25 protein-coding genes are annotated in these 26,377 nt (G+C 36.7%); 9 read left to right on the top strand and 16 right to left on the bottom strand.

The window, feature by feature from the left end:
- Nucleotides 1-80: 80 nt before the first annotated feature.
- From yhaM to E2636_RS04420, 6 genes are all read right to left on the bottom strand, one after another.
- Nucleotides 81-1,019, bottom strand: a complete 939-nt coding sequence (yhaM, locus tag E2636_RS04445) for a 3'-5' exoribonuclease YhaM (RefSeq protein ID WP_134209148.1) — start codon at nt 1,017-1,019, stop codon at nt 81-83.
- Entirely contained in the window at nt 1,016-3,910 is a 2,895-nt protein-coding gene (locus E2636_RS04440; protein WP_134209147.1) for an ATP-binding protein, read from the bottom strand. The genes yhaM and E2636_RS04440 overlap by 4 nt, the downstream gene beginning before the upstream one ends.
- Nucleotides 3,911-3,919: 9 nt before the next feature.
- Complete coding sequence (locus E2636_RS04435) at nt 3,920-5,140, bottom strand: metallophosphoesterase family protein (RefSeq protein ID WP_134209146.1); 1,221 nt, start codon at nt 5,138-5,140, stop codon at nt 3,920-3,922.
- A 449-nt stretch (nt 5,141-5,589) separates the two neighbouring features.
- Nucleotides 5,590-6,858, bottom strand: coding sequence for an ABC transporter permease (locus tag E2636_RS04430; RefSeq protein ID WP_134209145.1), 1,269 nt, complete (start codon nt 6,856-6,858; stop codon nt 5,590-5,592).
- Nucleotides 6,851-7,750: an ABC transporter ATP-binding protein gene (locus E2636_RS04425; protein WP_134209144.1), complete on the bottom strand. Its 900-nt coding sequence runs from the start codon at nt 7,748-7,750 to the stop codon at nt 6,851-6,853. Before E2636_RS04425 ends, E2636_RS04430 begins: the two co-directional genes overlap by 8 nt.
- A 159-nt stretch (nt 7,751-7,909) precedes the next feature.
- Complete coding sequence (locus E2636_RS04420; RefSeq protein WP_134209143.1) at nt 7,910-8,125, bottom strand: helix-turn-helix transcriptional regulator; 216 nt, start codon at nt 8,123-8,125, stop codon at nt 7,910-7,912.
- 146 nt (nt 8,126-8,271) lie between these two features.
- On the opposite strand from E2636_RS04420, the gene E2636_RS04415 reads away from it, so the two are divergent.
- Nucleotides 8,272-8,457 (top strand): YhzD family protein, encoded by a 186-nt coding sequence (locus E2636_RS04415; protein ID WP_017379250.1) that lies wholly within the window; start codon nt 8,272-8,274, stop codon nt 8,455-8,457.
- Between the two features lie 41 nt (nt 8,458-8,498).
- On the opposite strand, the gene E2636_RS04410 is transcribed toward E2636_RS04415, so the two are convergent.
- The gene (locus E2636_RS04410) at nt 8,499-9,281 is read right to left on the bottom strand and encodes an enoyl-CoA hydratase (RefSeq protein WP_134209142.1); all 783 of its coding nucleotides are present in this window, start codon (nt 9,279-9,281) and stop codon (nt 8,499-8,501) included.
- 286 nt (nt 9,282-9,567) lie between these two features.
- Between E2636_RS04410 and E2636_RS04405 the strand changes: the two genes are divergently transcribed.
- The gene (locus tag E2636_RS04405; RefSeq protein ID WP_134209141.1) at nt 9,568-10,230 is read left to right on the top strand and encodes a CPBP family intramembrane glutamic endopeptidase; all 663 of its coding nucleotides are present in this window, start codon (nt 9,568-9,570) and stop codon (nt 10,228-10,230) included.
- Nucleotides 10,231-10,520: 290 nt separating this feature from the next.
- Nucleotides 10,521-10,721: a cold shock protein CspC gene (gene cspC / locus E2636_RS04400; protein ID WP_016429181.1), complete on the top strand. Its 201-nt coding sequence runs from the start codon at nt 10,521-10,523 to the stop codon at nt 10,719-10,721.
- Nucleotides 10,722-10,973: 252 nt separating this feature from the next.
- Here cspC and E2636_RS04395 read toward each other — a convergent pair whose 3' ends face one another.
- The 3 genes from E2636_RS04395 to E2636_RS04385 all read right to left on the bottom strand — a co-directional run bounded on the left by E2636_RS04395 (nt 10,974) and on the right by E2636_RS04385 (nt 12,946).
- Complete coding sequence (locus E2636_RS04395) at nt 10,974-11,321, bottom strand: YlbF/YmcA family competence regulator (RefSeq protein WP_134209140.1); 348 nt, start codon at nt 11,319-11,321, stop codon at nt 10,974-10,976.
- Between the two features lie 11 nt (nt 11,322-11,332).
- On the bottom strand, nt 11,333-12,454 hold the full coding sequence (locus E2636_RS04390) for a DUF445 domain-containing protein (RefSeq protein WP_134211750.1): 1,122 nt from the start codon (nt 12,452-12,454) through the stop codon (nt 11,333-11,335).
- Nucleotides 12,455-12,556: 102 nt separating this feature from the next.
- Entirely contained in the window at nt 12,557-12,946 is a 390-nt protein-coding gene (locus E2636_RS04385) for a ferritin-like domain-containing protein (RefSeq protein ID WP_134209139.1), read from the bottom strand.
- Nucleotides 12,947-13,016: 70 nt separating this feature from the next.
- On the opposite strand from E2636_RS04385, the gene E2636_RS04380 reads away from it, so the two are divergent.
- The gene (locus E2636_RS04380) at nt 13,017-13,223 is read left to right on the top strand and encodes a YheE family protein (protein ID WP_134209138.1); all 207 of its coding nucleotides are present in this window, start codon (nt 13,017-13,019) and stop codon (nt 13,221-13,223) included.
- Between the two features lie 124 nt (nt 13,224-13,347).
- Here E2636_RS04380 and E2636_RS04375 read toward each other — a convergent pair whose 3' ends face one another.
- The 3 genes from E2636_RS04375 to E2636_RS04365 form a co-directional block, all read right to left on the bottom strand.
- Nucleotides 13,348-13,587, bottom strand: a complete 240-nt coding sequence (locus E2636_RS04375; RefSeq protein WP_407670294.1) for a metal-sensitive transcriptional regulator — start codon at nt 13,585-13,587, stop codon at nt 13,348-13,350.
- Nucleotides 13,588-13,772: 185 nt separating this feature from the next.
- Nucleotides 13,773-15,533, bottom strand: a complete 1,761-nt coding sequence (locus E2636_RS04370) for an ABC transporter ATP-binding protein (protein ID WP_134209137.1) — start codon at nt 15,531-15,533, stop codon at nt 13,773-13,775.
- On the bottom strand, nt 15,530-17,272 hold the full coding sequence (locus E2636_RS04365; RefSeq protein ID WP_134209136.1) for an ABC transporter ATP-binding protein: 1,743 nt from the start codon (nt 17,270-17,272) through the stop codon (nt 15,530-15,532). The genes E2636_RS04370 and E2636_RS04365 overlap by 4 nt, the downstream gene beginning before the upstream one ends.
- 665 nt (nt 17,273-17,937) lie before the next feature.
- Between E2636_RS04365 and E2636_RS04360 the strand changes: the two genes are divergently transcribed.
- The 3 genes from E2636_RS04360 to E2636_RS04350 all read left to right on the top strand — a co-directional run bounded on the left by E2636_RS04360 (nt 17,938) and on the right by E2636_RS04350 (nt 20,526).
- Nucleotides 17,938-18,429 (top strand): universal stress protein, encoded by a 492-nt coding sequence (locus E2636_RS04360; protein ID WP_134209135.1) that lies wholly within the window; start codon nt 17,938-17,940, stop codon nt 18,427-18,429.
- Nucleotides 18,430-18,535: 106 nt separating this feature from the next.
- Nucleotides 18,536-19,117 carry a TetR/AcrR family transcriptional regulator gene (locus E2636_RS04355; RefSeq protein WP_134209134.1) on the top strand — a complete coding sequence of 194 codons (582 nt, stop codon included), beginning with the start codon at nt 18,536-18,538 and terminating at the stop codon, nt 19,115-19,117.
- 2 nt (nt 19,118-19,119) lie between these two features.
- Complete coding sequence (locus E2636_RS04350; RefSeq protein WP_134209133.1) at nt 19,120-20,526, top strand: cryptochrome/photolyase family protein; 1,407 nt, start codon at nt 19,120-19,122, stop codon at nt 20,524-20,526.
- Between the two features lie 95 nt (nt 20,527-20,621).
- Here the strand turns inward: E2636_RS04350 and kynB are convergent, their stop codons facing one another.
- Genes kynB through chrA form a run of 3 tightly spaced genes read right to left on the bottom strand, consistent with a single transcriptional unit; the run spans nt 20,622 to nt 23,726 of the window.
- The gene (gene kynB / locus E2636_RS04345; RefSeq protein ID WP_134209132.1) at nt 20,622-21,251 is read right to left on the bottom strand and encodes an arylformamidase; all 630 of its coding nucleotides are present in this window, start codon (nt 21,249-21,251) and stop codon (nt 20,622-20,624) included.
- Nucleotides 21,252-22,523, bottom strand: coding sequence for a kynureninase (kynU, locus tag E2636_RS04340; RefSeq protein ID WP_134209131.1), 1,272 nt, complete (start codon nt 22,521-22,523; stop codon nt 21,252-21,254).
- Nucleotides 22,524-22,538: 15 nt separating this feature from the next.
- The gene (gene chrA, locus E2636_RS04335; RefSeq protein WP_134211749.1) at nt 22,539-23,726 is read right to left on the bottom strand and encodes a chromate efflux transporter; all 1,188 of its coding nucleotides are present in this window, start codon (nt 23,724-23,726) and stop codon (nt 22,539-22,541) included.
- A 203-nt stretch (nt 23,727-23,929) separates the two neighbouring features.
- Between chrA and E2636_RS04330 the strand changes: the two genes are divergently transcribed.
- Both E2636_RS04330 and E2636_RS04325 read left to right on the top strand, forming a co-directional pair.
- A complete protein-coding gene (locus tag E2636_RS04330) occupies nt 23,930-25,273 on the top strand; it encodes a hemolysin family protein (protein ID WP_208324155.1) in 1,344 nt (447 codons plus the stop codon).
- 66 nt (nt 25,274-25,339) lie between these two features.
- Nucleotides 25,340-26,224, top strand: a complete 885-nt coding sequence (locus tag E2636_RS04325) for a cation diffusion facilitator family transporter (protein WP_017379268.1) — start codon at nt 25,340-25,342, stop codon at nt 26,222-26,224.
- Nucleotides 26,225-26,377: the final 153 nt, after the last annotated feature.

Below are 26,377 nucleotides of genomic sequence, written 5' to 3'. Positions count from 1 at the left end.
TTCCGCAAATGGGGAGCGCCTTTTATGGTGGTTAAAAACTTCTTAGTGTAATGGATCTAGCTTGACTTGCCCCACCTTCCTTACTCGAATGTAGGTTTGTAGAAAGAGCGATTATCGAGCGGGAACAAACGCTCAGAAAATTCACCAGGGTTCGTTTTATTTAATGCCCTGTCTAGCATGTTCATCTTCGCATCAATATTATCAATATAGTGAAGCATTTCGGCTTCACGTAGCATCGGTTTTTTTGGACTACCCCACTCTTCTTTACCGTGATGTGATAGCACCATATGTTGAAGAAGCATTACCTCTTCTCCATTAATTTGCAATTCTTCTGCTGCTTTTGAAATTTCATTAACCATAATGGTGATATGGCCTATTAAATTCCCTTCAATTGTATAAGAAGTTGCGATTGGTCCAGATAACTCTGTAACTTTACCTACATCATGCAAAATGATGCCTGCATATAGTAAATCTTTATTTAACGATGGATATAAGTCACACAATGACTTTCCGAGTTTCAACATCGAAACAACATGATCAATTAATCCTGAGACATAATCATGATGATTTCTAGTTGCTGCTGGGAATGTCATGATGGCAGCTTGATGTTTCTTTAATAAATGCCGTGTAATACGTTGAATGTGGGGATTTTTCATTTCAAAGAAAAATTGCATCAATTCCTCGAACAATACTTCTTTAGCTTTTTCTGCAGACGGTACAAGATCAGTTAACGAAACGCCTTCATCGTCTTTTGCAGCACGGATACTTTTAATTCGCAATTGGTTTTTTCCTCGATAGTGTTGGATTTCGCCACCTACACGGACAATCGCCTCCGAATGGTACAAGGTCTCATGTTCTTCAGTTGTGTCCCAAAGTTTTGCTTCAATATCTCCACTCTTATCTTGTAGTATCAGTGTCATAAATTTATTTCCCGTAGTTGTAAAAGCCTTTGTAGATTGTTTAATTAGTAGAAAATGGTCTACAGCTTCTCCCACTGCTAATTGTGTAATACCCTTCATATCAATGGCACACTCCTTTCTTTTTGTAAAGTTGAGACATCAATGACGTGTGCATAAGGCCAAATTGATGTCATATCTTCATGACATGTAAAGTATAAGAATTGATGATTGTTTTCTAAATCTGTCATTAATTGTACCATTTGTTTCACTCGGAAACTATCAAAATGGACAAAAGGATCATCCATTATTATTGGAAGTGGAACAGAATCAACAAGTGATTCTGACAAAGCAAAGCGTAAAGAAATATACGCTTGTTCTTTAGTTGCTTGACTTAATTCAGCAATACGAAAACGCATGCCATGAGGATTAATGGCTTCAAAAATTCCTTCTTCATTTACTGCAAGTGATTCATAACGACCATTCGTTAACTGAGTAAAGAATTGTTGTGCTTTTTCAAGAACAAATGGAAGACGTTTCTCTTTTAAATTATACATCGTTTGTCTGACGGCCTCAGTAATCACCTTATTAACGGACCATTTGTGTGCAAGTTCAGCAAGCTCTGCTTTCTTTTGTTCAAATTGTTGAAGTGTATTACCATAGTGTTCATCACTTAACATCGAGCTAGTTTGCTGTTTTAATAACGCTCTTTCTTCTAGCAAGTCATTGTGAGTCCTTACTATATGATTCGAGTGCTCTTCTAGTTGTTCGAGTTGGAATTCCTGTTGGTCTTCATCTTCTGTTGGTAAAGTGATTTTCCCAATAGAATCTAACTGTATATTTATTGTTTTTAAATTATGTTGAAAGGATTCTTTTTGGCGAAATACTGAGTCCGCTTCGTAGAAAGAAGGTTCAGTGTCAACTTGCGCTTCTCTCCATAGCATTTGAATATCATTTGACTGCACTTCAAACAATTTTTGTTTTTCAGTTAACTGAAATGCCCATTTTTTTACTTGTTCCTGATCATGTTCTTGCTCTTTTTTGCACTCTTTAAGTGCATTGGAAATGTTTCGCAAACGACTATAAGCCTGATTTTCAGAAATTGATTCACTTGTAGCTTTCTCCAACTTAGTAAGTCGCGTATGAATTTGCTCCACAACAACTTGATGTTCAGCCGATTTGCGTATATTTAATTGATGTAGTTCTTGAATTTGTCGAATACGTTTGAAGAGTTCTGGAAACAATTGTGATTGCAACAGCCCATCAAATCCGTGAAGCTTTAGAAATTGGTTCAGGGTTTCTTGTGCTTCATTACGTTTTTGAATAACGGCTATTACATTTTGTTCAATTTTCATTAATAATTGTTGTCTATCTTGTCGTTGCTCAGTAAGTTGCAAAAGTCGATCATTATATAAGCTTACTTGTCCAGCTAGCTGCTCTGTCTTTGACAGTTGTCGTTGAAGAGACACTATTTCCGCATGATAATTTTGCGTTTGTTTTTCAGACTTAGGTTGATTCGTGCTCTTCAATAAAACAAAGATTACTCCTGCTAAAAGAATACCACCAACTGCGATTCCCCCATTCCCAAAAGAAATAGCTCCAATTATAGAGGCAAGTAGGATCAGCACACTCACAATGACATGTGTATTTGTATTCTTAATTGTAGGTTCAGTCTCAACTTGTTGTTGTGCTTTTAGTTCTGCAAGTTGTCTTATCAAATAATGCAGTTTTTCAGATTGTTGCTGTTCCTCTTCAGATGGAGCTGACGTTTTGAGTTGAACTAATTTCCGCTCAAATTCTTCACTTTCGCTTTGCGCTCGATCACGGCTTTTAATTTCAAAACGTGTCTCTTCTTCAGCTTGTAGTAACTGTTGCATTACTTGTTGGAAATGCTCTTCTTTTTGAAGTGATACATCCATATCTTTCACAAGGTTAAAATGAGCTTCATCTTTAATTCCTAGTAACCGGCTATGCTGTTCCATTTCTCGTTTCGTTTGTTCAAGTTCAGTTGTAAGTTGTTGCTTTCGAAGCTGCCAGTGATGCCACTCTGTTTCTTTTGACAATAATTCCTCCATTTCTGTTATTCGTTTAAATTCATATGGTTCATTAGATTGTTGTTGTAGCTGTAAAATACTTTGTTGAAGTTGCTCTATTTGAACTTGATGCTCTTGTAAACGATCTTTTATCGCTTCATATCGTCGAATTCCTTCTTTTGGAAATGTAAGTTGATTAATAGCGGCAAGTTTTGTATTGAGCTCAAGTTGTTGCTCTAACAATGGTTTTGCTTGACGATATTTAGCAAGTTGCTCATTTTGAAATTTAAGTTGTTGTTCTTTATCTTTCAACATGTCCAGTTGTTGGTCAATATCTGACATGCGTAAAATTGAAGGTTCATATTGGTTAATTTTCACTCTTTCTTCTTTTAATGTTTGTTCGAGTGTTCGAAGCTCTTCAATTTTCACGTTCATTAGAGGATTCTTTCCAGATTTTTTAAATAAGGCATTCATTTCTTTTGTCGCACGTTGTTCCAGCTTGGTAATAACATCTACTCCAGTTGTACCTGAAGCGAGTAATGTTCGGCTCAGTTCTTCTTCAGTCATCTTTTCGAAGTTTTGTAATTGATGAATGGAAAACGAGAAAATTGACTCAAAAGAGGCACGATCATATCGATAAAGCATCTTTTTCAATGCTTCTTCTTCACCTCTAGTTCCATCTTCAAAGAAAACTATTACGTCACCAGCAGATTTCCCCTTAACGCGTTCAATCACTACACATCCGAACTTGGGGTGGCTTATATGAACTTGTCCACCGTGACGCCCTCCACCTTTTGGTTCATATCTAAGCTGGCCTTGGTTTCGAAGAGGGAACCCAAACAGCACTGACAACATGAACTGTTGAATCGTTGTTTTGCCTGCTTCATTGCATCCGAAAAATACATTGATCCTATCTTTTAGTTCAATTGTAATATCTTCGTGCTGCCCAAATCCATAAATAACTAGTTTTTGAATGCGCATTGGTTTTCCTCACTCCTTTACTAAGAGTTCTTTTTGTAAAAAATCTCGCACTTCTTTTTCTATGGTTTTATAGTCTTCGTCTGCTAATTTGTCCATAAATCGAATCGACCGTGAATGTTGATACACATCACTAACGATTTCTTTCCATTGTTGTGAATCCCATTTTCCCATTACAGATATCACATTCTCCGTTAGTCCACTCGACTCTATTTCAATGGTTTTTGAAGTTTCAATTGAGATAGATTGCACCCAAACATTCGGTTCTTTCATTTCCTGGGTTTCTCGAATCATTGATAGCCATTCATCCATTGGAGTCCCATCAAGCATTGCTAGATTATTAACATCTACTTCAGTTAAATTGAGTTCTATTACGCCAGCTCCATGTTTATTCCGAAACTGATCAATGGCTTTTTCAATTGCCTCAAACCACTCATTCGCGTGAACAATGTCTTCACATGAGCAATTAACCACATCATAAATAATCGCAGAAGTAGGCATGAATGTAAGACGTGCATCTCCCTTTTCAAGAGTGACATCATAATACCCTTTTGGCCCTTTTTCATTACGGTGACGACTTTGAATATTTCCTGAATAAACAATTGGTGGTTCCATATGTAAGACTTGTCGTTTATGGATATGCCCAAGCGCCCAGTAATCGTAATTTTTGCTAATGAGTTCTGCTTTTGTGAAAGGCGCATACACGTCATGTGTTGCGTCCCCCGCCAGACTCCCATGCAACATGCCAATATGTAGCGCATCGATTTGTGCAGCTTCTTCATATGAAGCCATCATCGACTCTTTAACATGTCGTTCTTTATAGCTAAATCCACTTATGTATACATCATATTGTTTTATACGAATATGGACTTTTTCGGTTTTATTTTGAAATACATGTACATTTGATGGAAGTTGAAAGCGTGTCCATTTCCCACCAAGATGATCATGATTACCATGACAAAGAAACACTGGAATTTGATGTTTATCTAAAGTTTCCATCCCATGTTGGAACTTATGTTGCGCACGCAAGCTTCGATCTTCTCCGTCGTAAATATCACCGACGATAAGAACGAAATCAGGCTTTTCTAGAACCGCCGTTTGAATAAGAGTTTGAAAAGCTTCAAATGTACTATTTCGTAGCATTTTTAATTGATGCTCAGGCATTGAGGTAACACCTTTGAATGGACTATCAAGATGCAAATCAGCTACGTGAAAAAATCGAATAGCAGTCATGTGGGAACCCTCCTCCAATAATCGAATGTTTGTTCTTATTTTAACATTTGAATTGGTAAATTACTATCAAATGGTAGTTGTGGATTAAATCATTTTTACTATTTCAAATTTCACACAAGTCACCTAGCATATTCTTCTTTTTTAGGTAAATAGATCGTAATATGTTGTTGTACATTAAGAGATTAATTAACTTACTTAATTTTACTATTACAATGTGGATCAGTTTTTTTTACACCGTAGAGGTCTATTTTTACAACGTCATCTTGCATAATTACAACGATACAGCAAATAATTACACCTGAGCTATCGCTCGACACTTGAACTGTCTCTTCTTAACGGTACAGTGTGGCAAACACGTAATTAATGCAAAAAGCTGCCGAAATCTCATCTTCGACAGCTGTTTCTCTATGAAGTAAAGTAAGCGTTATTCTTTCTTAGCTTTTAGCTCATTATTTTTTTCCTAATTGAATAGCTGCTTTAATATCTTTTAATGATTGAGATGCACCATACATTAACACGCCTCCACGATAAACTCGTGAACCGAACCAACCTAAAATAAATATGGTTACTAACAATATTCCGATTCCGAGTACCGGCTCCCAAACAGGCAAATCAAGCATACCCACTCGTAAGAACATCACAAGGGGTGTGAAAAATGGGAAGTATGAAGCAATTTGCACATAAGTTGCTTGTGGATTCCCAAGTCCTGAAAATGCCACGAAAGATGCTATGATAATTAAAAATGTCATAGGCAACAATATTTGCTGTACATCTTCAGTACGACTCACAAGAGATCCTAGCAACGCTGCTAGAGTAGCGTATAAGAAATAGCCGAGTATGAAGAACACAATTGCAAATATCATTGTACTTATACTGACATTTGCGAAACCGAAAAATGAGAAAACTCCAGATGTTAAATCGGATGAAGTTGTTTGTAATGCCGCAAATCCAACCAAACCGAATAATGAAATTTGCAACAATCCCAGAGTTCCTACACCAGCAATTTTTGCAAACATATGTTTAACTGGCGACACACTTGAAATAATTATTTCCATTACGCGTGATGATTTTTCAGTTGCGACTTCCATCGCTATCATATTTGAATAGTAGAAAACAGCAAAGTAGATGACAAATATTAAGACGTAAACCAATCCTCGTGCTTCGCTTAATTCTTTTTCTGATTTCGAAGAAGCACTTACTGCCGTTTGTTCAAATTGAATTGGAGAAAATAATTGAGAAACTTCTTCTTCTGTTAATTCTAAAGAGTTTGCTTTAATATTTGTTTGAACGCTTTGCAGAGCTTCTCGAATCGTCATTGGTATTTCAAAAGTATTGGCATTTTCCGATATGTACGATGCTTGAATGGTATCTTTATCAGATAATACTAAAACTAAAAAGCTGGCAATTTCTTTGTCTGTTATTTGCTTCTCAAGCTCATCATTCGAATTGGTTGTAACTTTTAATGTAATACCGCTATCCGACATATCTAATTGTCGTTGAAGTTGAGTGACTATACTGCTACTCTTATCAACTACTAATATTGTATGATCATCTACACCTTCACCAAAGACTCCTACATCTTGAACTTTTGAAATGATGCTAGAAAGATTCGCCATTAAGAAAATACCCGCCACTACAATTAGCGTTGTAATGACAAATGACTTTGTCTTTGCTTTTGTCCAAAAAGATTGTTTAAATATTGTCCAGAAATCACGCATGATTTTCACCTACCTTTTGGATGAAGATATCATGTAAAGATGGTTCTTCTATTGCAAAATAACGAATGTTCCCTTTCTCTAATGCCGCACGTAATAATTCATGTGCTGTACGTTCTTCTGAAATTTGGAATATACCACCTTCTTTTGAAGGTTTAAACGAACTCACACCATCCATTTGTCCTAAATATGTTAAGTCAAAATCAGCTTTCAATCGCACGTTTTGAAGCCCAAATCCTCGCTTCACTTCGCTGAGAGTTCCGCTTACAATCGATTCCCCGTGATGTAAAATGCAAAGTTGCTCGCACAATTCTTCTACATGGTCCATGCGGTGACTAGAGAAAACGATTGTTGCCCCCTCTTTTTGAATGTCTAATATCGCTTTTTTTAACATTTCAACGTTTATTGGATCTAAACCACTAAACGGTTCATCTAAAATAATAAGCGAAGGTTTGTGAATTATAGAAGCAATCACTTGAATTTTTTGCTGATTCCCTTTTGATAATTCCTCTACTTTTTTGTGTGCATAGTGAGGAACTTCAAAACGTTCAAGCCATTTACTCGCTGCGAATTTAGCTTCGTTCTTCTTCATACCACGAAGCTGTCCTAAATATACTAACTGGTCTGCAACTTTCATTTTTGGATACAAGCCTCGTTCTTCAGGTAAATAACCAATGTGTTTACTACTTGCGTAGGTAATTGGTTGTCCATTCCACGTAATAGCTCCTTCAGTAGCATCCAATAATCCTAAGATCATGCGAAATATAGTTGTCTTCCCAGCACCGTTAGCACCTAAAAAACCATACATACTCCCCTGTTTAACTGTCATGGATAGATCATTAACTGCCATAAAATCCCCAAATTTCTTTGTAACATGCTCAATTTTCAATGTCATGTTTTACCTCCTTACAATCTGTTTAATAAGCTCGTCTAAATACCCTATTCAAAAGAATTTGTTTTATTGTATAGTTCATCAAAGACACCTCTAATTCTAATTCATTCAATAAAGACAAATTAAATGGTAATAGAACTTATAAAATCCCCTGACACAAAATCAATCATTCGTTAATTCTTCATCCTCCTCGTAAACAAATAGGTCTTCGATCGTACAGTTAAATAAGTGTGATAATTTAAACGCCAAATTGATGGATGGATTGTATCTTCCTTTTTCCAATGAAATAATAGTTTGTCTTGAGACATTTAGTTGATCAGAGAGATAATCTTGTGTCATATTGAACTTCACGCGTTTTTCTTTCACAAAGTTCTTCATCTATCCTCTCTCCTTATTTATAAAGTTATTTTAAGTAAAGCCTACTTTACTTAAAATAAATCTGTCAAGTACACTTTACAAACTTTTTTTTTGTTTAGATAACTTGTATAATGAATTTACATTCACTTAAGAAAGGTTGGATATTTATGAAGCCTTATAAATTCACCGCATTCGAAAAGACAGGGAAATTAATTGTAGAAGAAACATGGGAATTTGCTTCAGAGGAAGAAGCAAAATCTAAAGGACAAGATAAGATTGAGGAAAAAGAATTTTTAAATACGACTCATCGTTTAGTGAACACTTCTGGAAAACTCATTTTATTTCATGTATAAAAAAATCTGCTAAAGCGCAATCGCTTTAGCAGATTTTTTCCTTATTCGCCTTTATAGTGCGGTTTTCGTTTTTCTACGAATGCCTGAATTCCTTCTAAGTGATCCTCTGACCTGCGCATTGCGGATTGTGATGAACTTTCAAGAGCCAAGATACTTTCCAATTCATGAACATTTTGAGTATGTAAAATGTTCTTTGACGCAATCATAGCCTTTACTGGAGATGCCAAGAACTTTGCTGCTATATCTTCAGCTCGCTCGAAAGCTCTTCCTTCAGCTGTCACTTCATCAATTAATCCTAATGCTAATGCATCGTGGCCGTTTAGCACTTTTCCTGACCAAATCAGCTGTTTAGCTTTAGGTATTCCAATACGCTCTTTCAAGAAGAAATGTCCCGCTCCGTCTGGGACTAAACCGATTCCAATGAAGTTCATGGCAAGTTTACTGTTTTCTTCTGCAATCACAACATCACAGCCAAGCACTAAGCTAAAACCTAATCCTGCTGCAGCTCCATGAACTGAAGCAATTGTAATCATTGGAAGTGTATAGAGTGCTTTTGCCAATCGACTAACATCAACCATAACCGTATCAATATCCATTGGACTATTTGGATCTAACATTGCTTTTATATCGCCACCTGCTGAAAAGGCACGACCCTCTCCTTTAATAAGTAACACCTGCACAGTTTCTTCTTCATGTAACCATTCTAAAGCTTCAGCAATTTCTTTCATCATGATTGCATTCATTGCATTCATACTGTGTGGTCGGTTTAACGTCAAAGTAGCTAAACGGCCAGTCTTTTCAATTGTTAGTGTTTCATATGTCATAGTAGGCACCTCTCTCAGAATGAATAGTCATTCATATAAATAGTATTCGAGATTAATTTTGTAAATCCTTTAAATTTATTTATAATCTGAAAAGAAACCTTCTATTGTTTTACATTCCTCTTACTTAGCGTCCTAATAAAATATAGGAAAGTAAATTTCAGTTGAGTAATCCGCTTAGATATAATAATAAATACTTCCAATGACAATTATTAAAACTGTATATCCATCTAAAAAAGTTCCTATACTAAAAATGACTAAGGTTCGATAATGGATTCCAGGAGGAAGAATGAAGAATTTACTTTATGCTTTAGGTCCTACATTCATGATTTTTATTGGTTTAACTTATTTCGAGTCAGTTCCAATTACATTCATGCTGTTTTATAGCTGGCTATTTTCTATTCCTTTTGCAACTTACTTGCGGAAAACTCAAGATAGACTAGAGTTTATTCAATCAGTCAAAAATGGATTTACAATGAAGTCGGTTATATTTGGTCTAGTCAGTGGAGTCATATGTTTACTTACAATTTTTAGTTATGTGTATTTTTCACAAGACTACTTATTTAATATAAATCAATTAAATGAATTACTTGTAAAATGGCATTTCAGTGGTTCACATATATGGATATTAATATTCGTTTTAATTGTGATCAATCCCTTTTTAGAGGAATGGTACTGGCGTGAATTTATGCATAAGCGATTGCTTATTTCTTTAAGTGGCACTCAAACTGTTTTCGTGACATCATTTTTTTATTCTTTATATCATTTATTATCACTAGTACCAATGTTTGCAATGCCTTTTAGTTTAGTTGCCACAATACCTATATTCCTAGCAGGATTACTTTGGGGTTATTTTCGAATCAAGTTCACATCAATGGTCGCACCAATAATCAGCCATGCACTAGCTGATATAGGCATTATATTAGTGTATTTGTATTATTTCATCCTATAGATGGAACTTATTAAATAAGATGTTAAAATCAAATTGAACAAAAGTCCCTCTAGTAAGTAAATCTCTTTGAAGATGAAAGTGTTCTTCAAATTCCCTTTATTATTTTTGAGAATAAAATTTATTAAAGTTAATCAAATCACTTGCTTATCAATTAGTTAGGTGCTATGATGAAGTAGAATTATTTTTGTCAGTGTAAAAGATTTGTATACGTTAAAACTTTACGTCTTAATGATCACTTTGGGCAGGGATAGTATTACATTGTGTGAATTTCACACTAGGAGGCAACAAATATGGAACAAGGTACAGTAAAATGGTTTAATGCAGAAAAAGGTTTTGGTTTTATCGAGCGTGAAAATGGGGACGATGTATTCGTACATTTCTCAGCAATCCAAAGTGAAGGCTTCAAATCATTAGACGAAGGTCAAAAAGTTACTTTCGACGTTGAGCAAGGCGCTCGTGGAGCTCAAGCTTCAAACGTTCAAAAAGCATAATATAACCTTTCAACAGACTCTACATTGTAGAGTCTGTTTTTAATTTGTCCAAAAACCACAAAAAACTCCACATCTTGTGTACATAATAATTCATACTTCCCTCAACCAAGTAATATCCATCCTTCTTATATAGAACAAAGATGTATATAACAGAATAAATAGTCTTTTTCACATGGATATTTTACTTTTCTCATGAAATCAATCTAATTTAAAGCTTAATTTCCAAAAAGAAAAAACCAGCACAAGGCCGGTTTATATTCCTTCATATAATGATTGCACTGACTTCATTAGCACACGGTTTACTTCTTCAATTAAACCGCTAAGCGCCATTTCAGCTTGAAGCATGTTTTCAATTTTCGGGTTCGATTGGACGAGTTGGGCTGTTTTTTGTGCATATTCTAGTTCGTCACCAGCAATTTCTTCGCCTTGCATTTGTTTTTGTTGTAAGGTCATTTGCAATTCACGAAAGCTTTTAAACAATGCTAGTGCTTGTTCGTCCGCTTTTACTTCTTCTACTGCTTTTTGCACAGCTGCATACTCTGCAGTTTTCCTAAATGTGTTCTCTAATCGATTAATATCATCATAAATGTTAACTGTCATGTAAATCACTCCTATATCATATTCATTAAGTAGACGATTCCGCCTTGGATTAAACCAATTAGCGCACCCAGTACAGCACCAAGAACTGTAATCATTTTAAATTCTTTTCTTGAAATACCTAAAACTAAATCTTCCAGTCGTTCAACTGGGAATGAATCAACTTGCTCTTGTACCATCTCTTCTAGTCTTAACCGCTGAATCATTTCTTCTAGCTTTACTTCGCCTTGAATAAACGCAAACTCTGTTATTTTCGGCGTTAAGTTAATTGCAGTCCAGTAAGCACCTTCTGGCCAATATGATTGTAGCGTACTATCTAGTCGTTTTTCAACCGCTAGCTCTTGTTTCGCATAGGATTTCACTTTCGTTAAAACTGGTTGTAAATCAAACCCGCCAATCAATTCGTTTAATGGACGACTTTTCAACTTCTCCCATTCCCCTCGAATGACATTCGAAAGTATTTCAAAGGTTCCTGGCGCACGCAAGAATTTTTGTATTTCTGGTTGCACACGATCGACGATGGTAGACGATTCACCCATGAACATTTGAATCATGTTGCCAAACGTTCCTTTAGAAGAAAGGAAATCATCAATTAATCGTTTCACTGTTTGACGCCCTTCTTCCGAGTCGAAATACGTTTCCCCTTTTTCAATCATGTAAGTAACAATTTCAGGAATGCGCTCTTCAGCTTGTTTCTGCCATTGTTCAGGAGCTATTTCTTTCACTGTTTTTGAGGCAAATCGTGATTCAATTAATGCCATTTGCTCATCAAGTATTGAATCGAATTTCCCTTCCACTAGAGAAGGTACATGTTCAATCCCTGCTTTTGACAGCCATTGTTGAAGGGTCATATGTGATTCAAACACGTGTTTGGAAAGTTGTGACTGAATCCATAACTCAGCTTTTTTCCGCATGTCATTAGAGAAGAATCGTCGTTTAAACGTTTCAGGTGTTAATAAATGTTCAACGACCGTTCGACCGAGTTGTTTAGCTAGCTCATCCCTACGCTTTGGAATCAGTCCAGGCGTAAAGGGTACACGCCATTTACCTATATATTTCGCTTCATGAGGACGAAACAGCATTTTAATCGCGAGGTGATTCGTATATCCCCCGATCAAGGCACCAATAAATGCCATGAATAGTAATATCCATATAAAATTCAATTTGTTCACCTTTTTCTATCAAGCTACCTTCAATTATAACAGCAAAGGTAGTATGTTAAAAATGTGAACCCATATTTATAACGCGTTATAGATTGTTGAAAATCTAATTGCATGTTCCATCTCATCATGCATGGCAATAAACAAGGGATTGTATGCTTCGGGTATAGGGATAGTGAGTAGCATTTCTTTATAAAATTCGGTTGCTTCTAGCTCATCTACAAGCGAATCTTTCGCAGCTTGCTTTAAGTTGGTCGCTGGTTGAGGTTTTTCGGGATTTTGTACAAATTGCCCAGTCAGCATATAATGGAGTTGTTGAAACATTTCATAATGACTTTTTTCATCTTCCATTGCATGCTTGATAAACAATTGCCAATAGGGATCGTCTGTGAGCTTTAGCATGTATTTATAGAAATAAAAAGCTCGATACTCTTCTTCAATAGCTTTTTTTAGCTGTTCATTAAACAACAGGCCACTCCTTTTCGCCTTTTTTCTAGCGTATGCGAGTGTGACTACACCTATGAAAGGGGATATTTTCATGCTTCAACATTTTAGCTTCAAACCGATGTTTGAAAATAAGCAATTACCAGGCTGGACATTTTCTTTTTTTTACCAACATTCTCGCTATAGCGGTGAATACTTTCCGGATGGATCAATCACTTGGACAGGCGGATCCACGCCGCCTACCGAAGAAACTGTAAAGAAAATGATACACGAATTAATGTTATTCCACGTTTACGATTGAAAATTATGGGGATTCATAAAAATATAAGAGATACAAATCATTTTTCTCATATATAATGCTGTTAACTATTCTTAATTCAAAAAGCTAGAAACGCAAAATAATTTGCGTTTCTAGCTTTTCTTTTTTATCTACTTTTCACTAACATACTAACTGCTTCTTGAATAGCTTCTTCAGCAGAAGTACCTTCTTCATTAGCTGCAACAATACAACGTTCTAAATTTTTCGCGACAATTAACCCAATTGTACGGTCTGTTGCAGATCGAACGGCAGAAAGTTGAGTTACAACATCACGACAATCTTTGTCTTCTTCCATCATCTTGATGACGCCTCTCACTTGTCCTTCAAGACGTTTCAATCGATTCATCACATCTTTATCATAATTCAAGATCGTCACTCCTCACTAGCACATCTTCTTTCTTATACGATAGCGGAATTAACAAGAAAAATCCACAACATTTCTTGCATCAAGTGAATATTGTTTAAAAGCGCAAAGCTTCTTCTAGATCGTTTTAACTTAATAATTTTTATTCTTCAAAAAGGGAGTAACCCTTACTCTACTTTTGAATCCAGAGTTACACCAGATTGTAAACGGTACATTTGTTCATAACGTCCGCCTAAAGCTACTAACTCCTCATGTGTACCTTGCTCCGCAATTTTACCATTATCCAATACTAAAATGCGGTCTGCACTTTTAATAGTAGAAAGTCGATGTGCAATAATAAATGTAGTACGCCCTTTTTTCAACACAGCCATAGCATGTTGAATTATTTCTTCCGTTTCCGTGTCAATATTTGATGTTGCTTCATCTAAAATTAAAATCGCTGGATCAAATGCAAGTGCTCGTGCAAATGAAATTAATTGACGCTGTCCCGAAGAAAGCGTACTCCCTTTTTCTATTACAGGTTCATCAATGCCTTTTGGTAAATGCTTCAGAACGCGATCTCCTCCAACAGCATCTAAGGAAGCTTGCACTTTTTCACGTGAAATCCTGGGATCGCCTAGACTAACATTGGATTCAATGGTCCCTGTAAATAAATATGGATCTTGTAATACTATTCCCATATGGTCACGTACGGTTTGACGGGGTAAGTCTTGAATGTCTATTCCGTCAATTGTAATGGTACCTTTTGACACATCATAGAAGCGGAACAATAAATTCATAATTGAACTCTTCCCCGACCCCGTATGGCCAACTAGTGCAACAGTCTCACCTTGTTTCGCTTCAAAAGAAATTCGTTTTAATACATACTCTTGCTCTTTATAAGCAAACCATACATCGTCAAATCGTACATCTCCCATATAACGCTCAATTTTTTTATCACTTACAACCTCACCTGATCTGTCTAGTAATCGAAAGACGCGTTCAGCTGCGACTAATGCTTGCTCAAGTTTAGCCAACTGATTTACGACTCCCGTTACAGGATTAAATAACCTAGTGATGTAATCAACAAACGCATACAATACACCTACAGAAATTACACTTGTAGCAGTTAATGAAGCACCACCGAAATACCAAATGAAAAATACAAATGTCATCGATCGAATAACGCTTACTAAATTGTGAGATGTGCCAGCATCTAAATACAACAATTTATTTTGATACTTATAATGTTCACGATTTACCACATCGAATTCTTCATGCATTTGTTCTTCACGACGAAACGCTTGAATAATTGTCATCCCTTGAATAGATTCATTAATCATAGCGTTCATATCACTTACTTTTTCTCGAACAATGTGATTATACTTCGCTGCATATTTTCGATACAAGATCATCCAAATATACAAAAGCGGCAAGACAAACAAAGTAATCGCCGCCATTTTCCAATTAAGGAAGAACAATGCCACATAAATGCCTGTAATGTACATTGCACTTGAGGCAAATTGAGATAACACAGTCACATATAATTCTCGAATTGCTTCAGTGTCATTCGTAATGCGTGCAACAACTTTGCCTGCAGGCAAGTTGTCAAAGTAACGAATAGGCAAAGTTTGTATGTGCTTATAGACGTCGTTACGCATTTTTTGAATAACACGATTCGCAGCTTTTTGTAATAATAAATATTCACCATAACGAAAGACAGCCGATACAATCGCTAAGGTAAAGAATACTCCAAGTAAAATCGCTATTGGTTCAAAATCAAGTGGAGCACCATCTACTACTCCGACAATATGTTCGTCAATAATTTTTTTTGCAATTAACGGACCCGCTAAATCTGCAGCCACTGCAACAGTCATAAGGGCTATTCCGATGATTAAAAGTTTTTTATAATGAAGGGCGTACACCCATAATCTTTTGCCTGTACTCATGATGACACCTCCTCAATTTGCTGGCGGTCAAACTGTTCTTTATACCAGCCCTTATTCGCAAGCAAATCTTCATGAGTTCCTTCTTCAATCATTCCCCCATCATCTAACACAATGATCCAATCTGCGTGTTGAATGGCAGATAAACGATGGGTTGTAATAATGGTTGTTTTTCCTATTCGTTCTTGCTGAATATTTTCAATAATATGTGCTTCAGTTTTAGCATCCACTGCAGACAGAGAATCATCTAATATTAAGATTTCCGGGTTTTTAATGAGAGCACGTGCAATAGAAATACGTTGCTTTTGTCCACCAGATAAAGCAACTCCTTTTTCACCAACAAGAGTATTCAAACCTTGGGGTAACATTTCTAAATCTTTTTGAAAATGGGATAATCGAATAGCTGTTTCAATATCTTCGTCAGTTCCTTCCGGAAAACCAAACAAAATATTTTCTCTGACTGTTCGTGAGAATAGCACATGGTCTTGTGGTACATAGCCAATCCAATTTCGAACCTGATTTTTCGTTTGTTCTTCAATCGCCACTCCTCCAAGTGATAGAGATCCACTTCCTACCGGATATTCACGTAGTAATTGTTTAATAAAGGTCGTCTTTCCACTACCCGTTTTTCCTACAACCCCAAGTGTATGACCTTGTTCAATATGAACATTTATATTTGATAAATTGATTGTTGTAGATTTTGGATATTGGAATTCTACTCCCGAGAATCCGATACGACCTGGACGTTCTAAAGATACTGGAAGTCCCGGATCTTTCACGTCTTCTACATGATCAAGGGTTTCTTGTACACGATCGAGAGATGCATTGCCCCGTTGCATAATATTTACTAGTTCACCAATTGCAAACATAGGCCAAATAATCATACCTAGATAGATGTTAAATGAGACTAAGTCACCAAGGGACATTTCCCCCTCTGAAACTAAGAGTGCACCGTACCCTAAACCGATTATGTAACTAACAGCTGTTAGTATTTTTGTAATCGGGTTAAACAATGCATCGATTTTTTCAACTTCCATGTTTTTAGAATATACATCTTCCGTCATATCATCGAATTGCTTCTCAGATTGTCGTTCTTGTACATATGCTCGAATAACACGAACTCCTGCAACAGCTTCTAGTACACTATCATTCATATCACCAAAGGCATCTTGTGCTTTCATGTACTTCTCGTGAATGCGCTTGCCAAGAATTTGCATAATGATTGCTAGAATAGGTAATGGTAAAAGAGCAAAAAATGTTAATTTCCAACTAACGAGAACTCCCATTGCTACTATAATTGTAAGCATATAAAGGGATGAGTCTATTAATGTTAAAATACCAAATCCTGCTGTTGTGGAAACTGCTTTTAGATCATTTGTGGCACGTGCCATCAAGTCACCCGTTCGATTTTTCTCATAAAAAGACGGTGTCATGCGTAAGAAATGTTTCATTAAACGACTACGCAGTTGCTTTTCAATGACATATGCTCCACCAAATAATTGGTATATCCAAATAAAGTTACTTAAATAAGTAACAATGGTAACAACTATTAACCCTAGTATAAATGTCATGAGTAACTTCATTGTTAATGTTTGTTGATAAATGGCATCAATCGATTCTCCCAGTAACCAGGGGGGAACAATTTCGAGAACGTTTGTAACCAGAAGTAACGATATAGCAATTGTGTATCGCTTCCAGTTTTCCGCAAAAAACCATTTTAATTTAAATAAAACTGTGAACATATAGTTTCCTTCTTCCTTCGTTTAAGGTTTGGCTTTCACTAGCCGCCTTCTAGAGATTCCTTTATCATCATTTGTTTCTGTTGCTGATAGTTCATCGTCAGCACTCCATTTCATTTTAAATTTATGTGACAGCACATGGCTGATGACACCAAAATATGGTAATAAAGAAACACAAAAAAGCACACGCCCTTTTACAGATGCGTGTACACATGAAAGTAGGAACTGGTATCCATACCTGTTCCTTGTTTATTGTTAAATCAAAGAGAATTAACTGGAAGGTACGGAGGAACTATGTAATTTAATACAATTTCAATTGTAAAAGTCATAATACGTACCTCCTCTTTCTACATTTTTTTACTTACTTAGATTATCATGGATTTTTTTGTATTGTCAATAGATTTTGAAAAAATAATTATTTTATCACTTGTGTTTATACGATTTCAGGAAGGGTATTTATAAGGTGACAAAATCATTCACGAATGAAGGAGCGATTCACCATGGAAGAAAAAAGAATGTTAAAGTTAGACGAAATGAAAAAAAGATCGCGGTTTGGTTGGAGCGACCTTTATTAATTATGCTACATACTTAATTATATTCTTTGCTGTTTTATGGTTTCATATTAATTATGTATTCCCTATGCTCGGATAAGAGAGGAGTTTTTATTTATGTTTAACAAAATGATTGTTGGTTATGATGGGTCAGAGGGTAGTCAGGTAGCACTGAGCCGCGCTGTTGATGTGTTGCGTAACCGACCAAATAGCGAACTAATCATAGCTTATGTAAACGACTATGATGAAAATGGAGATACATCTTATTCAAGCGAGGCTTTAGGTATGGCCCCAATTTTAACAGATATAAATAATCAGGGTACCTCAGGTCAAATTGATCCAAATTCACCGCACCATTTCGCAAGGGAATATGCTAATAAAATGACTGAATCTATACAACTGGAATTAAATAGACATCATGTTGAAGCCCAAATCGTTGTTATTGATGGACACCCAGCGACAGCATTATCCGCTCTGGCTAAAAAAGAAAAAGTGGATGCCATTGTCGTTGGAAATAGTGGGAAGTCTGGATTCCAGAAGTTCTTCGTCGGTTCTGTTAGTGAAAAAATCGTAAAAGAATCACCTTGTACCGTTATCGTTGTAAAATAAACACTAGTTGCGCTCCTATCTCAATAGGAGCGCATTTTTATTTCGATTTCACGTTTCTTTCACGTATACTAGGAAGAAGAATTAGAGAAGTTAGGTGTGAGTAGAAATGGCGCGTCAAAAGAAAATGGACGAAGCAGAAATGCTAAAAGAAACCGAAAAGTTACTGCTCGAACGTGGGTATGAAGGCTTTTCTTTTAAAGCATTGTCCGCAAATTTAGATATTGCGCGCAGCACCATCTATGAATATTACAGCCATAAAGATGATTTAATCACTGATTATATGTTTATTTTAGTAAAAAAAGTGATGGATGAAATGGAAAAAATCAAGTCTGAAACCACTGGACTTGATACGATGAAAGAATGGCTGAAATTGTTTATGAGATATGATCAAGTTCACTATATGATCAGCATGCGCTCCCAGCTCGATCAATCGGAGTCTGAAATCGCTCGTAATCGTTTAAAACAAATGGACGGACTTCATGGGAAAATGTTTTTTATGTTGTCTAATCAAGTAAAAAAAGCAAAAGAACTAGGAGAAGTTCGTGATGACTTACCTAATGAATTGGTTGCCTCATTCTTTTTTCATTCAATATTGTCTAGACCTGCGAATGATGAAAACATTGAGGGCTGGGCAAATAAACTAAATGACATTATCGAAAATGGAGTTAGACCACATAAGGAGTCGTGAATATGAAAATTGCAGTGCTATTACGAAATGATTTACGACTACATGACCATCCTGCTCTTTCTCAAGCAAAGCTTGATGGTGAAGTATTACCTATTTATATTTTAGAAGCTGATTTAGGTGCAGCATTTAAGTACTGGACACATCGCAATTTGAAATCCTTTCAAGCTTCTATTCGCGAGCTTGGTGGTGAACTATATGTTTCAAGTACTCCATTAGCTGAAACAGTAAAAGAGCTAAAGAAAGTTAGTGCGATTGATGCAGTGTACTTCAACCGTTCGTATCATCCACACCAGCGGGTACGAGATGAAGAATTGTCAAAACAATGGTTTGATGACGGTCTAGCTGTTAAAACATTTGAAGGCACCATGCTTCTTCCCCCTTGGGATTCAGTGAAAGAAAATGGTGAGCCTTATAAAGTTTTCACTCCTTTCTATAACCACTTTCGAACTAAAAATATTCCCCAAGTCGTACCTCGTATAAGAGAAGTGAAATTTGCGAAAGTTACTACAAGTGTGAAATGTATATCTACAGACATTAATACATTGCAGCTCGTCCCTTCAATAAAGTGGACAGATGGTATTGATGAAGCATGGCCAGCGGGAGAAGAAGCTGCAATTGATCTCGTCAAAACATTTATAGACGAAGACTTAGCTGCATATAAAACAAAGCGCGATTTTCCTGCAATTTCAGGAACTTCCCGTATTTCTCCTTATTTAGCTATCGGCGCATTATCAGTTCGCAGTGTTTATCATTACGCTTTAAAAATGCAACCCAATGTAAGTGAAGCGTTTATTCGCCAATTAGTGTGGCGCGAATTTGCATATCAAACGATTGTACACTATCCTCATACAACGAGTAAGCCGCTTAATGAGAATTTTTTGAAGTTCCCTTGGTTGAATAATGAAGTGTATTATCAAAAATGGTGTGTTGGACAAACTGGTATTCCATTAATAGATGCAGGAATGCGCGAACTATGGTCGACTGGCTTTATGCATAATCGCGTGCGAATGAATGTAGCTAGTTATTTAACGAAACATTTATTGGTAGACTTCACAAAAGGCATGTCTTGGTTTTCAGATACACTAATTGACTCCGATATTGCCAATAACTCTTTCGGTTGGCAATGGGCCTCAGGAAGTGGAGCGGATGCAGCACCTTATTTCCGAATCTTTAATCCGTATTTACAAAGTCAAAAATTTGATGGTGAAGCACTTTATATTAGAAAATGGGTTCCCGAGCTTCGTTTACTTTCAAATAAAGACATTATTGAACCTGATCAAGCATCTGAGGATGCCCTTGAAGAGGCTGGAGTTGTATTAGGTGAAACTTACCCCTACCCAGTAGTCATTCATAAAGTAGGACGAGAACGTGCCTTGCTAGCTTACAAAGAAGTCAAAAATAAAGGATGAACTCGTGATTCAAGTGAGTCCATCCTTTATTTTTTTGGAGAGATTTTACTATGCTCATTTATTGCTATTTTTCTGGAAGTAAACTCTATTGTTCTCTAGAAATGTACTTGTTCAACCAACACTGCACGCACAGGGCTTCCGTCCGCTCCCTCTATTTTTAAAGGAAGTGCAATTAATTGATATGTACCTTCCTTTATCTCGTCTAACACGAGTCCTTCTAAAATATAGCGACCTGCCGTTCCTAAAGCATGATGCATGGGTAGATCTTTGCTCGTAATCGCATCTACTGACGGCAAATCTACTCCTAATAAAACAATGCCTCTTTCAACCATCCACTCTACCACTCCAACTTCAAAGACTGGAATTTCGTCAGGGAAAATAACTCTTTTATTCCAGGCATTTGTGCGGAAAAGAACGGCCTTTGCCTTACCTGTTAGGACTTCTTTTAGTGATTCTCTAGAAATCACATCTTGCCCACTTACATCAATGACAATCGCATCGACAATATAGTTTTCTAAAGGTAGTTCATGCACTTTCTTCCCTTGTTCATTAAAATGAAATGGGGCATCGATATGAGTACCAATATGTGTACTTGTCGTTATTTGTCCTACATTCACAGAACCACTTTGTTGCTTTGTCCAGTTTAATTGAAATTGGAATGGCGTATCACCTGGCCATTCAGCTACATCACTGTTCAACAACATGGAAATGTCATGTATTTTCACTTACGCCACCACGTTTCGTTCATTGGAGAATGTTTTATACGTTTCTTCTGCCATAATAAGTTTTAATCGTTGGACCATTTCCCAGACGTCTTCAAAACTAGAATAAAAACTAATAGGAGCTAATCGAATGATATCCGGTGAACGGAAATCAGGAACGACATTAGCTTGTTTCAACGCTTTACAAATACGAGCTGCTTCTGGATGGGCTAACGCAATATGACCACCTCGCGCTTCATCATCAACAGGGGTAACATCGACAAAACTAAACCTTCCCACTTCTGCTTGAATTAAGTCACGTAAATACTGCGTCAACGCCAGCGATTTAGCTCGAACATTTCCCATACCCGCCTCTTCAAATAATTCAACACTTCCAGTTAGTGGAGCTACACTAAACAAGTTTGGTGTACCGATTTGATAAGCACCTGCTCCACTTGCTTTTGAAAAATCATGTGACATATCAAATTGCTTCGTTTTGTCTGAACCAAACCAACCAGCTAGACCTGGCAACTCATCGTGATGACGTTCATGAATATAAAGTCCACCTGATCCTCCTGGGCCACTATTCATATATTTATAATGACACCAAATAGCGAAATCTACTTTTTGGTTATGTAGTTGGTGAGGAACTGCCCCAATTGAATGGGCTAAATCAAACCCGACTAAAATCCCTTTTGAATGTGCCATTTCGGTAATCTTCTCTACATCTAATAATTGCCCACTTCGATACAACACAGACGGCAACATTAATATGGCTACGTCCTCAGTAAGCATTTCTTCAATCGCTGCAAGCGTCAATGTATAGCCATCATCACTTTTTACTTTTCGCAGTGACACTGCAGGGTCTAGTCCACGTAATTTTAAATGACTTTCTACAGCATAAATGTCCGAAGGGAAATTCAGTTCGTCTACGACAATGACTGATCTTTCAGCAGTTGGATGAAACAAAGTAGAGAGCATTTGGTGAATATTAACGGTAATCGATCCAGTAACCATAACTTCATTACTATTAGCTCCAACGACGGTTGCCACTCGTTCACTTAACTTTTCTGAATAAGTAAACCAAGGATCCTTCCCCTCAGTCCATCCATCAATACCCTTTTCACGCCAACTTGATAGTAGGTTTTCAAGGGTTGCCTCTGATCGTTTCGACATAAGACCTAAGGAGTTCCCGTCCATATATAATTGATTTTCTGGCAAGTAAAACTCTTCTTTAAATGTACGCATGTTGTCTTGATTATCCATTTCTTTTGCAAACATTACCGTCGTATCCAAAGTCTGATCTCCTCCTTAGCCAAAAATGGCAAAGCTTAGTGCACCTAAAATGGCAGTGATAATTACAACAACCCAAGGTGATAGTTTATAAAATACTAACAGAGTAAAGGAAATTAACACAATGACAAAATCTATAGGGTCATGCACTGCACTTGTAAAGACTGGGTCATAAAGAGCGGCTAGTAAAATTCCTACTACCGCTGCATTAACTCCCTTTAAAGCGGCTTGTATTCTTGGCTTAGTTCGAATAATTGCCCAAAATGGTAAAGTCCCAACTACAAGTAAGAATGATGGTAAAAACATGGCAATCACGGCAATAGCAGCTCCTGAAAAGCTCCCCATAATTTGACCAAGGTATCCTGCCAATGTAAACAATGGGCCAGGAACAGCTTGTGCGGCGCCGTAACCTGCAATAAATGTATCTGCAGACATCCAACCAACTGGCACTACTTCGCGTTCTAACATAGGCAGTACGACGTGTCCTCCACCAAATACTATGGAACCTACTCGGTAAAAGATATCAAAAATCGCATACCATGTAGCTTGAACAAAAGGTCTAAATACTGGTAATAAAATAAGTAAAGCAAAGAATAGAATCCAAGCGATTATGCCGGTTTTCTTTCCAAACGACAATGGTATTTCAACAACTTCTGATGCTTTTTCATTTTTGTAATAAATAACACCAAAAATTCCTGCCAATACAATAATCGAAATTTGTCCCCATGCTGTTGGAATTAGCAATGTCGCGGCGGCAGCAATCATTGCTACAGTGATTCTGGTCCTATCAGGTGTTAATGATTTCCCCATACCCATTAGAGCATGTGCTACAACTGCAACTGCCACAATTTTTAGACCTTGAATCCATCCGCTTTCAAATGAACCTGTCTGGGTAATAATCCACCCCAATGCCATTAATAATAAGACAGATGGAAGAGTAAAACCAATCCACGACAAAATACCGCCTAGTAATCCCCCACGGAGCATACCAATTGATATCCCTACTTGTGAACTCGCTGGACCTGGTAGGAATTGGCATAACGCTACCAAATCAGCATACAGTTTATCGTCTAACCATTTTCTCTTTTTAACATATTCGTCTCTAAAAAATCCGATATGTGCTGCGGGTCCTCCAAATGACGTTAAACCAAGTTTTGTTGATGCTACTAAGATTTCAAGATAACGACCTGCTTTTTTTGTTGACATATTTTCATCACTTCCAAACATATAAGTTTACTCTTATATGATACAAGAGGAAGAAACTCGTTAACAGTATAAACTTCATTAGAAAGTAATATTTGTTTTTTATACGTAAGTATTTTATTATTATAGGTATTAACTATTTTTCAGAAAACAGGAGGTGTACACTTTGTTCTCCCCCTCATTCGGGTTTGGAACAAAGGAATTCTTTGGACATAGCCATACGATTGACAGCATTTGCTGTCTTAATCGCCTTAACGGCATTCTTCGTTGCAAGTGAGTTTGCTATTGTAAAAGTGAGAGCAACCCGCATTGATCAATTAATTGCGGAAGGAAATAAACGTGCGGTAAATGCAAGACGAGTCGTTTCAAATTTAGATGAATATTTATCAGCGTGTCAGTTAGGTATCACAATGACCGCTCTTGGTCTTGGTTTACTCGGAGAACCTACAGTTGAGCTTATATTACATCCAATTTTTGAACGTTTCGAGCTTAGCGAAAGCATGTCGAACATCTTTTCTTACGGAATTGCGTTCTCATTCGTTACATTCTTGCACGTAGTTGTCGGTGAATTGGCACCGAAAACGTTAGCTATTCAAAAAGCGGAGGAAGTTGCTTTAGCTACTGCAACACCATTAATTTGGTTCTACCGCATCATGTATCCGGTAATTAAGTTCTTAAATGGTTCTGCTCGTGGACTTACAGGCTTATTCGGATTACAGCCAGCTTCCGAATCTGAACTTGCTCATACAGAAGAAGAACTTCGCATGATTTTATCAGATAGCTTGAAGAGCGGTGAAATTAACCAATCAGAATATAAGTTTGTAAATAAAATTTTTGAATTCGACGATCGGATTGCTAAGGAGATTATGGCTCCCAGAACAGAGATGAGCACCATTGATAAACATACAACTCTTCGTGAAGTGTTTGATCAAATAAATGTCGAGCAATATACACGCTATCCTGTTACTGATGGTAATAAAGACCATGTAATTGGACTAGTAAACATGAAAAATCTACTAACTGCTTATATTAAAGATGCAAACAATATCAATCGACCTGTAATTGACTATGTGCAACCCATTATTCGTGTTATTGAAACAATACCTATTGGTGAGTTGTTACTAAAAATTCAGCGTGAACGTATTCATATGGTGGTTCTGATGGATGAGTACGGTGGTACGTCTGGACTGGTTACTATTGAAGATATTCTTGAAGAAATCGTCGGTGATATTCGAGACGAGTTTGATAATGATGAACTGCCAGACGTTCAAAAGTTAGGTGATTATCATTATATTCTTGATGCAAAAATATTAATTCAAAATGTTAATGATCTTTTAGGCATAGATATTGATGAAGAAGATATCGATACAATTGGTGGTTGGTTCTTAACAAAACATTTCGAAGCCATTAAAGGTGAAAAAATAATTGAACAAGGGTACGAATTTACGATTAAAGATATGGAAGGTCATCACATACTATATTTAGAGGTCATGAAGTTAACTGAAGAAGAAGTCGCTGATTTTCGCATAGATCAATCAGTGGAATCTTAGAGCTAAACGACTCTCCCTAAGAGGGTCGTTTTCTTATGTCTAAAAGTTTTGCAGGGGGGAAACAAAATGGAGCTATATACAAATTTACGCGAAGGCGAAAAAGGCGCTTGGTTAAGTATAGGAACATATATCATACTAAGTGCATTAAAGCTGACGATTGGCTATATTGGAAACTCGGAAGCATTAAAAGCAGATGGTCTTAATAACATGACAGATATCATCGCCTCTTTCGCCGTGCTGATTGGTCTACGTATTTCTCAAAAGCCCCCTGATCATAATCATCATTATGGACATCTTCGCGCAGAAACTGTTGCCTCTCTTGTAGCATCTTTCATTATGGCTACTATAGGCTTACAAGTGCTTATTAATGCCGGTAAGAATTTACTTCACCCAGTTTATGAAACTCCTTCAATTTGGACCGCAGTTGTTGCAGGTGGCAGTGCCGTCGTTATGTATATGGTGTACCGTTACAATTTGAAGTTAGCGAACCGCATTAACAGTACAGCCGTCAAAGCAGTTGCTTATGATAATCGATCAGATGCTCTCGTAAGTATTGGAGCAACTATCGGGATACTAACTGCAATTTTCGGACTCCCTATTCTTGATTCAATTACCGCTATATTGGTTGGCGTACTTATTATGAAAACTGCATTTACTATTTTCTATGAAGCAGTTCATACACTTACAGATGGATTCAACGAAGAAGAAGTAGAAACATTATCAGTTCTTGTAGAGAACGTTCAAGGTGTCCTCCATTTGAATGACTTCAAAGGAAGAATGCATGGAAATCTCATGTTTGTTGATTTAACCATAGCGGTAGATCCAAGTCTTAATGTCGTAGAAAGTCATCGAATTACGGAGGAAATAGAGAAGAAAATTCATAATGTAAAACCATTTTCCGAGGTGTTTGTCCATATCGAACCTTACCAGCTTCATCTGTCAGAAGAATAACGCAATTTCTTGCTTTGGGCATCATGTTAGTTTTTTCGGAATATAAACAAAAATTCCCTTAAATACATTGACTAAATATATATATTTTTGGTATGGTTGTTACATCAAAAGAAAGCAGGTGAGGTATTATGACAATTTTATTAGAGAATGTAA

The organism is Paenisporosarcina antarctica (assembly GCF_004367585.1).
In the GTDB taxonomy this organism is placed as follows: domain Bacteria; phylum Bacillota; class Bacilli; order Bacillales_A; family Planococcaceae; genus Paenisporosarcina; species Paenisporosarcina antarctica.
The sequence above is the reverse complement of the archived record's forward strand: the minus strand, read 5'-3'. Positions and strand labels throughout refer to the sequence as shown.

What these genes read in the sequence shown, in the direction of transcription:
- yhaM (WP_134209148.1), bottom strand. Translation starts at nt 1,019, where the DNA reads ATGAAGGGTATTACACAATTAGCAGTGGGAGAAGCTGTAGACCATTTT.
- E2636_RS04440 (WP_134209147.1), bottom strand. Translation starts at nt 3,910, where the DNA reads ATGCGCATTCAAAAACTAGTTATTTATGGATTTGGGCAGCACGAAGAT.
- E2636_RS04435 (WP_134209146.1), bottom strand. Translation starts at nt 5,140, where the DNA reads ATGACTGCTATTCGATTTTTTCACGTAGCTGATTTGCATCTTGATAGT.
- E2636_RS04430 (WP_134209145.1), bottom strand. Translation starts at nt 6,858, where the DNA reads ATGCGTGATTTCTGGACAATATTTAAACAATCTTTTTGGACAAAAGCA.
- E2636_RS04425 (WP_134209144.1), bottom strand. Translation starts at nt 7,750, where the DNA reads ATGACATTGAAAATTGAGCATGTTACAAAGAAATTTGGGGATTTTATG.
- E2636_RS04420 (WP_134209143.1), bottom strand. Translation starts at nt 8,125, where the DNA reads ATGAAGAACTTTGTGAAAGAAAAACGCGTGAAGTTCAATATGACACAA.
- E2636_RS04415 (WP_017379250.1), top strand. Translation starts at nt 8,272, where the DNA reads ATGAAGCCTTATAAATTCACCGCATTCGAAAAGACAGGGAAATTAATT.
- E2636_RS04410 (WP_134209142.1), bottom strand. Translation starts at nt 9,281, where the DNA reads ATGACATATGAAACACTAACAATTGAAAAGACTGGCCGTTTAGCTACT.
- E2636_RS04405 (WP_134209141.1), top strand. Translation starts at nt 9,568, where the DNA reads ATGAAGAATTTACTTTATGCTTTAGGTCCTACATTCATGATTTTTATT.
- cspC (WP_016429181.1), top strand. Translation starts at nt 10,521, where the DNA reads ATGGAACAAGGTACAGTAAAATGGTTTAATGCAGAAAAAGGTTTTGGT.
- E2636_RS04395 (WP_134209140.1), bottom strand. Translation starts at nt 11,321, where the DNA reads ATGACAGTTAACATTTATGATGATATTAATCGATTAGAGAACACATTT.
- E2636_RS04390 (WP_134211750.1), bottom strand. Translation starts at nt 12,454, where the DNA reads ATGGCATTTATTGGTGCCTTGATCGGGGGATATACGAATCACCTCGCG.
- E2636_RS04380 (WP_134209138.1), top strand. Translation starts at nt 13,017, where the DNA reads ATGCTTCAACATTTTAGCTTCAAACCGATGTTTGAAAATAAGCAATTA.
- E2636_RS04375 (WP_407670294.1), bottom strand. Translation starts at nt 13,587, where the DNA reads ATGAATCGATTGAAACGTCTTGAAGGACAAGTGAGAGGCGTCATCAAG.
- E2636_RS04370 (WP_134209137.1), bottom strand. Translation starts at nt 15,533, where the DNA reads ATGAGTACAGGCAAAAGATTATGGGTGTACGCCCTTCATTATAAAAAA.
- E2636_RS04365 (WP_134209136.1), bottom strand. Translation starts at nt 17,272, where the DNA reads ATGTTCACAGTTTTATTTAAATTAAAATGGTTTTTTGCGGAAAACTGG.
- E2636_RS04360 (WP_134209135.1), top strand. Translation starts at nt 17,938, where the DNA reads ATGTTTAACAAAATGATTGTTGGTTATGATGGGTCAGAGGGTAGTCAG.
- E2636_RS04355 (WP_134209134.1), top strand. Translation starts at nt 18,536, where the DNA reads ATGGCGCGTCAAAAGAAAATGGACGAAGCAGAAATGCTAAAAGAAACC.
- E2636_RS04350 (WP_134209133.1), top strand. Translation starts at nt 19,120, where the DNA reads ATGAAAATTGCAGTGCTATTACGAAATGATTTACGACTACATGACCAT.
- chrA (WP_134211749.1), bottom strand. Translation starts at nt 23,726, where the DNA reads ATGTCAACAAAAAAAGCAGGTCGTTATCTTGAAATCTTAGTAGCATCA.
- E2636_RS04325 (WP_017379268.1), top strand. Translation starts at nt 25,340, where the DNA reads ATGGAGCTATATACAAATTTACGCGAAGGCGAAAAAGGCGCTTGGTTA.